This window comes from Mesorhizobium sp. M2A.F.Ca.ET.039.01.1.1, assembly GCF_003998035.1.
GTDB lineage: Bacteria > Pseudomonadota > Alphaproteobacteria > Rhizobiales > Rhizobiaceae > Mesorhizobium.
In genome coordinates this window covers 1-9,477 of the sequence record NZ_RZRY01000199.1, presented here as the reverse complement: position 1 = coordinate 9,477, position 9,477 = coordinate 1, and the positions used below count along the sequence as shown (strand labels likewise).

The 9,477-nt window shown below is 60.9% G+C and carries 10 protein-coding genes and 1 pseudogene; 2 read left to right on the top strand and 9 right to left on the bottom strand.

Translation table 11 applies throughout. The annotated features are described in order from the left end of the window. Positions 1–179: pseudogene (locus EOA24_RS43070) on the top strand (N-acetyltransferase); the annotation flags it as partial. A gap of 59 nt (positions 180–238) precedes the next feature. On the opposite strand, the gene EOA24_RS16835 reads toward EOA24_RS43070, so the two are convergent. The 7 genes from EOA24_RS16835 to EOA24_RS16805 all read right to left on the bottom strand — a co-directional run bounded on the left by EOA24_RS16835 (position 239) and on the right by EOA24_RS16805 (position 6,145). Beyond that, on the bottom strand, positions 239–523 hold the full coding sequence (locus EOA24_RS16835; RefSeq protein WP_126081496.1) for an SCP2 sterol-binding domain-containing protein: 285 nt from the start codon (positions 521–523) through the stop codon (positions 239–241). A gap of 186 nt (positions 524–709) precedes the next feature. Beyond that, positions 710–1,240, bottom strand: coding sequence for a hypothetical protein (locus EOA24_RS16830; RefSeq protein WP_126081497.1), 531 nt, complete (start codon positions 1,238–1,240; stop codon positions 710–712). A 31-nt stretch (positions 1,241–1,271) separates the two neighbouring features. Then, positions 1,272–1,691, bottom strand: coding sequence for a hypothetical protein (locus EOA24_RS16825; RefSeq protein WP_126081498.1), 420 nt, complete (start codon positions 1,689–1,691; stop codon positions 1,272–1,274). An 8-nt stretch (positions 1,692–1,699) separates the two neighbouring features. Then, positions 1,700–2,269 carry a rod-binding protein gene (locus tag EOA24_RS16820; RefSeq protein ID WP_245466958.1) on the bottom strand — a complete coding sequence of 190 codons (570 nt, stop codon included), beginning with the start codon at positions 2,267–2,269 and terminating at the stop codon, positions 1,700–1,702. A gap of 290 nt (positions 2,270–2,559) precedes the next feature. Continuing rightward, a complete protein-coding gene (locus EOA24_RS16815) occupies positions 2,560–3,300 on the bottom strand; it encodes a class I SAM-dependent methyltransferase (RefSeq protein WP_189353968.1) in 741 nt (246 codons plus the stop codon). Between the two features lie 34 nt (positions 3,301–3,334). Then, complete coding sequence (locus EOA24_RS16810; RefSeq protein ID WP_245466959.1) at positions 3,335–4,267, bottom strand: 2-dehydropantoate 2-reductase; 933 nt, start codon at positions 4,265–4,267, stop codon at positions 3,335–3,337. Between the two features lie 111 nt (positions 4,268–4,378). Then, positions 4,379–6,145 (bottom strand): adenylate/guanylate cyclase domain-containing protein, encoded by a 1,767-nt coding sequence (locus EOA24_RS16805; RefSeq protein WP_126081500.1) that lies wholly within the window; start codon positions 6,143–6,145, stop codon positions 4,379–4,381. 308 nt (positions 6,146–6,453) lie between these two features. Between EOA24_RS16805 and EOA24_RS16800 the strand changes: the two genes are divergently transcribed. Continuing rightward, complete coding sequence (locus EOA24_RS16800) at positions 6,454–8,205, top strand: adenylate/guanylate cyclase domain-containing protein (RefSeq protein ID WP_126081501.1); 1,752 nt, start codon at positions 6,454–6,456, stop codon at positions 8,203–8,205. A gap of 395 nt (positions 8,206–8,600) precedes the next feature. On the opposite strand, the gene EOA24_RS16795 is transcribed toward EOA24_RS16800, so the two are convergent. Further along, complete coding sequence (locus EOA24_RS16795; protein ID WP_126081502.1) at positions 8,601–8,984, bottom strand: hypothetical protein; 384 nt, start codon at positions 8,982–8,984, stop codon at positions 8,601–8,603. Positions 8,985–8,986: 2 nt separating this feature from the next. Next, a partial coding sequence (locus EOA24_RS16790; protein WP_189353966.1) for a flagellar biosynthetic protein FliR occupies positions 8,987–9,477 on the bottom strand: 491 nt, incomplete at its 5' end.

Here is a 9,477-nt window from a genome sequence, read left to right as displayed (position 1 = left end):
ATTACGGACGGTTCGGCTTCTCGGCCGACCGCACCGGAACGCTTGCCATGCCTGGCCCCTACGAGCGGCACCGGCTTCTGGCATTGGAGCTGAAGGACGGCACGCTGGATGGCGTCAAGGGCACGATCAAGGCCGCCGGCCGCAAGATCAAGGGGCAGGCGCCGGGCTTTGTCGCCTGACGCCTACTATTCGACAGAAACAAGGCCGCCCGATGGGCGGCCTTGTTTCTTGCGAACGATCAGCCGAGCAGCTGGCTGAGCGCCATGGCGACCGTCATGTCGCCTTCGACCTTTAGCTTGCCGGCCATGAAGGCCATGGTCGGGTTGAGGTCGCCGGCGATCAGCGAATCCAGATCGTCGAGCGACAGCTTCACGGTGCAGTCGGTCGGCGCATCGGTGGTCGAGACGGTCGCACCGTCGATGACGATGACGCCGTCGCCGCCGGTGTCGAACTTGACCGAATGCTCGAAGCCCGCGCTTGCCACGCGCGACCTGATCTTGTCGGCAATCTCCTGAACGCCCATGGCTGTTCTCCTCGTTGGTTGCGTTGACGCGCACCGGCGCTTGGCCGCTGGGCGAGGTAGATGCGCCGCGCCTGCGCGGTCGCCTGTCACCGCGCATATAGCTTCGAGTTGACGTAAACGTCAACGCGGTCACCATGCGTCATGTCGCAACAGGGGTAAGCGCGGCTAGGCATCCGTGCCGGGCGATCAATGTTCCGGCGCGGCCTTGAACGCCTTGGTCATTGCCGCCGCGGTTTCCCCGGCGCCCCTGCGACGGCGCAGCGCGTTGTCCCGGATATCGTCCTTGGAGAGGAAGTTGACCTGGTCGATCAGCACGTCGTGCACCAGCTCGACGCCAATGCGGGTGTTGATGGTATCGCGGATCGACTTGCGGAAGGCGTCGAGATCGATCGATTCCTTCTTCGTGAAATCGATCTGCGGATTGGAATAGAGATAGGAATAGACTTGGTCGGTCATCAACGCCTGCGCCGGCACCGACAGCTTCTTCATCTGCTCCGGCTCGATCGTGTAGACGAGCTTGGTGAGGAAATAGCCGTCGATCGTGCCATCGCGCAGCAGCGGCACCGAGATCATGTCGGTCTTGACGTAGTCGAGGCCGCCCAGCATCGGCTTCGGCGGTTCGGCCGCGCCGCGTTGGCTGGCCGCCTGGAAGGAATAGAAGACCGCGCCCAGCGTCACGGCGCAAATCCACAGCGCGGCGGCGACAAACTTTATCACCGGGTCTTTCCTTGCGCCCAGATCATCTCCATCAGGCTCGGGCCATGCCGAACTCGGCGGCCGAATAGGTGCCGTCCGTATCGGCGCGCTGGATGGCGTTCCTCAGAAGCGTGGCGACCTCGTTGACGGCGTTGAGATGGGCAAGGATCGCCGCTTCGTTCTTGGCCAGCTTCTGGCGCAGCCGCAAAAGGCCCTCGCGATGCTGCTCGAGGAACTCGATCTCGTTGGCGCCCTTGAGCGCCCGGTTGAGCTCGTAAAGATACCGGCTCTTGCGCGCGTTCGAGGCCTTGAGGTCATAGGCCGTTCCACTGCGGATGCCGGCTGTCTCCTCGTCCACGACTTCCTCGATGCGGCCGATGATGGCGGCGAGGTTGCCGGGTCGTGCGGCGGCAGGCGCGTCCGATGCATTGGCGCGAGCGGGAAGGTTGTAAAGGTCCGTCTGGTCGGCCATGTAGGTCCCTAGATATTGATGTCCATTTTTATGGTTGTGTCGTCGCCGGTCATCGACCGTGCGGCCTTGCGCTCAAGCTCCTCGACCATCGAGGTCGAAAGCCTGGTTTGCTGGTCTATCTCGGTTTTCTGCGGTCCGCCGGCAACGGGGCCGACCGGCACCTTGCGCTTGCCATCCAGATAATGGTCGGCAAGCATGGATCGGGCGATGCCGATGCCCCCATGCGCGGCCATGACATCGGCTACCTTCTCGGCGAGCTGCGACTTCCACATGTCGCCGGCAAGGCCCTTGCCGTAAACGCCCTCCGCGTCCTTGGGCATCATGTTCTGGATGAAGGTCGTCAGCACCATCGCCTCGAAGCGCTGGAACTTCTTCGCGGGATTGGCGGCTTCCACCTTGTCGGCAGTGGCGCGCGAGAGCACGGAGCCGGCATCGACCGTGGCGGACGGATCGACAGAGAACGGTGCCGAAGTGCCATTCGCCCTTCTTGCGAGCGCCGCGCGCGCGGCTTCGACATCGGCCGGCTCCGCTGCGCGGGCAACGTCCATGACGATGTCGCTGGGTGGGGAAATGGCCAAGAAAGTCCGCCCTTTGCCGGTTTTGTTATCCGCAACATGACTGAACAAGCTTGTGGCAGGCTTGCGGGAAAAAGGGCGACGCATGCCGATGTTGGATCGGTTGTCTGCTCGCGCTTCGAGTGGCATTCCCCACGCGATGTTCTGCTGATGTCGCTGGGGCCGCAAGCCGACGGTCTGTTTACAAGACGAGTTCGAGGTTTTGATCGGTAGCTCGGCGCATCTCGTCCAAAATAGTCGCCTAGCTCTGTGTGGTCGTGCCGAAGATGACGGCGGCTATTCTCGGCTCAGACTCAATTTGAGAATCGAAACACCCTACCCATTTCGTTAGGCATCATGAAAATCTCCTCCGCCTGGGAGAAGCCGGCGTCCGTGCCCATGCCGAGCCATGTGCCGACCGTCTCCGGGAAATCGGCAAGTCGCATGTGCCTTTCCATCGAAGCGAATTCCTCATCTGAAACTGCCGACCATTCGTCGCGCAGCAAAGAAAATCGTGCCAGCCAGGATAAGCGCTCCTCTCCTTCGAACAGCGCCGGCTCCCAAATTATAAACATGCCCTTCCCGCCCAGAGAGCGGTGGGCGTCGTGCATCAGCTGTGCCTTGCCCGTGGCAGGCAGGTGATGCAGCGACATCCCAATCCAGATTACATCGACAGGCTCAGACCACTTCGCCATGGCCTGGGCGAAATCATTGCACTGCAACTCGACCGGACATGGCATACCGTCGAGCTCTCGTGCCGCCAGTCGCAGAGATGCCTCAGACAAGTCGATGCCGACGTAATTTCCGATCGCCATCGTCTTCAGCATTGCGGCGGAGGCGCTGGCATCTCCACAGGCAATGTCGAGAAACCGGAATGACGCCGGCGCATGCTCGACAAGCAGATCGCGAAGGACGCCGTAGACCTCCCGATGGAACATGAGATTCGCGCCAACGATCTTGCGATAGGTTTGCAGTTCCTTGTTGAACATGTCCTGGGAGCCGACAGCGTCGTCGCCTGCCCTGACTAACGTTGTTTCGTTCGAGGAACCTGCCATGACGTCCTCCAAATAGATTCGGCTATGAGCGTGATCAGAGATTGGAATTCTGGCGCTGCGTCCCCAGTGCATGCAGATGCAGCGCCCGAAAAACCGCCGTGTGGCCTGGCGTGGCGACACCCAACTCAATTCCCAGTTGATGCATGCGCCCGGAAAGCCACGCGACCTCGATGGGTCTCCCACGTTCGAGGTCATTTGCCATCGAGGATTTCACATGCGGAGGAAACGCGGACCACCTGGTCTCGACGCGGCCCGGGAACCCGTCGGCCATTGGGTGGCCGGCCGCTGCGGCTACCGCCATCCCCTCATCCCTCAACTGTTCAATGAAGATGCGTGCTTCCGGATCGGCCAGGATCGGGCCGATGCCAGAGCGCATCAGCGATGTTCCTCCCGAGAAGGCGCAAAGCGTTACAAACTTCTCCCAAAGCACTTCGTCGATGTCTGCGACTGGTTTGAGCTCAAGCCCGATGGCGCGATCACACAGCCCCTTCAGTTGCTCGATGACAGGATCATGTTGGCCGCCGACCAGGATATGAGGCAGCCCGCCGGAATGAACGACCTCGCCCGGCTTGCTGATGAAGCCGGAAAGATAGGTGGCGCCGCCTATCACGCGGTCACGCTGCAGATGACGACCAAGGATTTCGACGCTGTCGATGCCGTTTTGCAGCGTAACGACGCGCGTGTTGACCCCCACGAGGGGTGCGATAGATGCAGCCGCCCCCTCGCTGTCGTAGAGCTTGACAGCGAAAATCACCAGATCCACAGGCGCGATATCAACCGCCGCTCCGCTCGCGGATACAGGCGCATGAACAAAGCTGCCGAGGTCGCTCTGGATACTCAGACCAGTCTGGAGCATTGCCGCAAGGTGCGCTCCGCGAGCAATGAAGCTCACGTCGCCCCCTGCCTGGGCTAGCCTGGCGCCGATATATCCGCCAATGCCGCCCGCTCCCATCATTGCGATCCGCATGCCGTCCCCTCGACGTCAGCTGTCGCCATCAACCCGCCAAGCGTTGCGGACCAATTGGTGAGCCGAACGAATATTAGCAGCTTCTTCAGTGACGAACCAGTTCACAGGTCATTATTCCAGGCCTGCGCGTCGTAGGCCTTCGATATATCTGGCACGGTCCTGTGACCGTATCAGTGGGTGGTATTTTTCGACCCAATCGATGCTGAGATTCGGCTGTAGCCGTTTGCATTCGACGAGTCCTTGACGTGCGATTTCCAGATCACCGGCCAGTCCTGCGGCTGCTGTGAGTGTGCGCCAAGCGGTTCCAAAGTTTGGTCTCATCAGTACAGCCCGACGTTCAGCTCTTACCGCTTCGGCGTAACGGCCGGCGACCAGATGGCAAAGACCCTCCACCGAAAGATTCGCTGCTTGGGTTTGATCAAGGGGACTCAGTCGTCGTGCGATTTCGAGCTGGCGGAGGCCATCTTCAGCAAGCCCCGCATAGCCGTAGGCTACCCCCAAGATTATGTGGACGAATGCAAAGTTCGGGTTACGCTGCAGTGCCTCGTTCAGTTCCTCCACCGCCGGCCCAAATCGTCTCGAAAACGCTGATATGTAACCTGCCGCGAAATGGGCCCATGCGTCGTCGGGATCGAGGTCTATCGCACCCTGGGCAAGCGCGAGGGCACTTGATATGCCTTGCTCAAACTCCAAATTGCCGGAAATTACACGGGTGGCGAAGGCCCACGCGAGCAGGCTGCGGGCGCGAGCGTAGTGGGGATCAAGCTCAATAGCTCGCTTCAGGAGGTTGATGCCAGTGTCCTCGTCTTGAATAACCCATGTCCAGATATAAGGCATTGCTCGTACGACGCAGCCCCACGCATCGAGACTCTCAGGCGCCTTACTTTGAAGGCGAAGGCGTTCAGCTGCGTAAATCTGCGGCTCTATCGCTGCGACAACGCTGTGAGTGATCTCATCCTGCACTGCGAAAATATCAGAGGCGGGGCGGTCGTAGCGCTCTGCCCAGATGTGATTGCCGCTGGCCGCGTCAATAAGCTGGCCAGTTACCCGCAGTCGCTCACCCGCCTTGCGAACGCTGCCTTCCAGTACATAGCGAACACCAAGCTCGCGCGTGACCTGACGGATATCTGGCGCCTTGCCTTTGTACGCGAAGGACGAATTGCGCGCGATAACGAAGAAGCCCCGCAGCTTGGATAAGGCGGTAATGATGTCCTCCGCGATCCCGTCGCCGAAGTATTCCTGTTCGGGGTCGCCGCTCATGTTCTGGAAGGGCAGGACGGCGATCGACGGCTTGTCGGGCGGCGCCAGTCTTCCGCCGGACAGATCGGGCACTGTCGACACGCTTGCGATGTGACGGTCGAAGGCCACGCGATAGACTCGCACCGGCCGTGCAATGTTTTTGAGTTCTTTGTCGCCGAGATCCTCGAATTCTTCCTTCAGCTTGTCGCGCACCTGCTCATATGCCGCACCTGACAGGTAAATCTCACTTGGTTCCGCAATGCTTTCCAGGCGAGCAGCAATGTTAACACCGTCGCCCATTAGGTCACCGTCGCTCTCCTCGACTATGTCGCCGATATGGATGCCGATCCGGAACTCGATACGTCGATCAGGCGGCACTCCGGCATTTCGTTCAAGCATGGCATTCTGCACTTCGATAGCGCATCGGACGGCATCGACCACGCTACGGAACTCGACAAGGGCTCCGTCACCGGTGCGTTTCACCACGCGTCCGATGTGTACCGCGATGGTAGGATCAACCAGATCGCTGCGGAGCGCCCGCAGGCGCGCGAGAGTCCGATCTTCGTCCACGCCAGCCAGTCGGCTGTATCCCACGACATCGGCGGCCAGGATTGCCGCAAGCTTGCGGGTCTCGCTCATTTGCCCCTCCTTCCCTATCCGACATAGCACAGACTCAGGAGGGCCGCTGCATTTAGATCCGTTCCGCCTGGGGCCGCTTCGGGTCTGAACTGCGACACAAACGGCGATGTGTCCTTCCAGGGGGGCAAGGCCGGGCTGCCTGAGTGACAAGTATGCCGATCGTCTATACGTAACGGCGGCTCTCTGGCTAAACGCGACCTCTAGCGAGGTCGCCGGTTATTGGCGCCGGCACTGCACGCTCGCATTGGAGGTAGGACTAGACTACGCTCGCCAGTCGGAGCGATCTATGGGAGAGCCGGGACACAAGCATGGAGCGACGCCTTGCCGCAATCCTTGCAGCCGACGTCGTCGGCTACAGCCGTCTCATGGGAGCCGACGAGGCTGGCACGCTTGCGCATCTGAAGAGGCTTCGCGCCGAAGTTATCGAGCCCAAGATCAAAGAGTCGCGCGGACGCATCGTCGGTTCGGCTGGTGACAGCCTTCTTGTCGAATTCGCCAGCGCGGTCCACGCGGTGCAGTGTGCGGTCGAAGCCCAGGAGGGATTGGCCGCTCACAATGCAAGTTTGCCCGAAGACAAGCGCATGGCTTTCCGCATGGGTGTGAATTTGGGCGACGTGATCGCGCAGGACGATACGATCTACGGTGATGGCGTGAACATCGCCGCGCGGCTCGAGAAGCTTGCAGAACCGGGCGGCATCTGCGTCGCGCGCAACGTCTACGAGCAGGTCAAAGGCAAACTAGACTACAGCTACACCGATCTCGGTAGCCATCAGGTCCACAACATCGTGGAAGCGGTGCGCGCCTATCGGGTCAGTCGAGCGAAACCCACTTCGGTATTCTCCACAAAGGATATGCTAGCGCTTCCCGAAAAACCGTCCATCGCGGTCTTGCCATTCGACAACATGAGTGGCGACCCCGAGCAGGGCTACTTCGCTGATGGCATGGTCGAGGAGATCATCACCGCGCTTTCCCGCACGCGCTGGCTGTTCGTCATCGCGCGCAACTCGAGCTTTACCTACAAGGGCCGGGCCGTGGACATCAAGCAGGTCGGACGCGAGCTTGGTGTGCGCTACGTGCTTGAAGGGAGCGTCCGCAAGGCGGCGAGCAGGGTTCGCATCACCGGTCAGCTTATCGACGCGACAACGGGAGCACATCTATGGGCCGACCGTTTCGACGGCGGGCTGGAGGATGTTTTTGATCTGCAGGAGGAAGTGACCCGGAGCGTCGTCGGAGCGATCGCTCCGAAGCTGGAACAGGCAGAGATCGAGCGGGCCAAGCGCAAGCCGACCGAACACCTTGACGCTTACGACTACTATCTGCGCGGGATAGCAAGCCTCCACCAGTTGACCAGGGAATCCACCGCGAACGCTCTTCAGTTGTTTTACAGAGCCATCGAACTCGACCCTGAATTTGCCTCCGCATACGGCATGGCCGCGTGGTGTGCCGTCATACGCAAGGCGAACGGTTGGATGACGGATCGCAAGCTGGAAACCGCCGAAACCGAGCGCCTAGCTTTGAAGGCCATGGATTTGGGCAGGGATGACGCGATCGCTCTTTCCCGCGGCGGGATCGCGCTCGCCTACGTCGTGGGCGACAACAATAGCGGGGCAGCGTTCATTGACCGCGCGCTTGCGCTCAATCCGAACCTGGCTACTGCGTGGCTATTCAGCGGCTGGGTCAGAGCCGACCTCGGCGATACGGAAACCTCACTTCGGCACCTCGCGACGGCGATGCGCATGAGCCCAGTCGACCCGCTGATGTTCGACATGCAGAATGCGGTTGCAGTGGCTCATCTCTTCGCTGGTCGATTTGAGGAGGCATCAACTTGGGCTGAAAGATCGTTGCGGGAAAAACCGGACTTTTTGCCCTCGTTGCGCTTTGCGGCTGCAAGCTATGCTCACGCCGGCCGAACAGAGGAGGCGCAAAAGGTCGTGAGCCGAATTCTCGGGCTCGATCCCGGCCAGCGAATTTCCAATCTGGCTGATGTCATGCCGACCTGCCGTCCGGCCGATTTGGCTCTGCTTGTAGAAGGCTTGCGAAAGGCGGGCCTGCCGGAATAGCGCTGTCGGGCTGGCGCATGACAGCGAGTGGGGAACGCACCGGGATCGCGAAAGACAGCCCCGTGGGTTGCGTTGGCCCGGCACAAGTCGCCGCAGGACGCCGTACAAAGCGATCCGCGTCATGTGAGGGGTGAGAGGTCCTGATCCCAACTCGTCGCCTGTGCCGGCGATTGGGGCGCCACCTGCTCGAAATCGAGCCAGTCGGCGATCCTTAGGACGTAGGCAACGGCTGCTTCGCAAGACAACGGCTGATCGTCCGTTTTCGTCGCTACCACCACCTCCTAGTCGCTCGGCAACGTCCACTTTGAGGAAGCTGCGAAGCCGACCTCTATGGCCGAGATAGGCGCAAAGCGGTTGTGGTATCGCCCGTAAATCACCTTCGGGTTGTTACCGAGCTACTCCTCGGCCCGCTTCTGCGTGATGAGATCGAGCCGCTCGCGGTCGGAGCGTTCGCGTTCGTCGCGGCGGCGCACATCCTTGTAGGCGCGCTCGACCATGTTGGTGCGCGCCGTCGCGGTGGCGATCAGCGCGGCTTCGTGCTTGGCATCTTCCAGGTTCTGTTTCTGGCGGCCGAGCGCGTCGGTAATGCGCTTGTGGTAGAGCGCGGGAAAGAGGCCGGCGAGCGATTTGTCGGTGTCGAAATGCTCGATCAGTTCCTTGACCTCCGCTTCCGCCTTGACGGCGGCGGCGAGGAAGCCGGCATGGCGGGTCTCGTGCAGCGCCTTCAATTGCTCCTGCACCTTGACCAATTTCTTCAGACGATCCTTGCGCGTGGTCATGGCTATCTCGCCAGCGTGAGGTCGACGAAGCCGTCGACGAAGAGTGACAGCAGCGTGCCGACGGCGAAATAGAAGATGATCATACCGCCGGCGATGACGAAGGGCAGGGAGATGAAATAGACCGGGATCTGCGGCGTCAGCTTGTTGACGAAGCCGATCGTCAGATTGACCAGGATGGCATAGGCGACGAAGGGGCTGCCGAGCCGGATGACCAGGAAGAAGGCGTCCGACACGGTGTCGGTGACGTCGACCAGCGCCGCCTGCGGATTGAAGAACACGTTGACCGGCGCGACCTGGTAGGAGGCGACCAGCGCCTTGACGATCTCGTGGTCGAAGTCAAAGACAAAGAGCAGAAGCAGGGCCGAGAACGAGATGATGGCGGCAAGGGCTGCCTGCGGCTCCGGCTCCTCGATCGCCGGCCCGCCCGAGCCGCCATAGCCGATCAGCGTGGCGATGGCCGAGCCCATGAAACGCAGCGCTTCCATATGAAGCC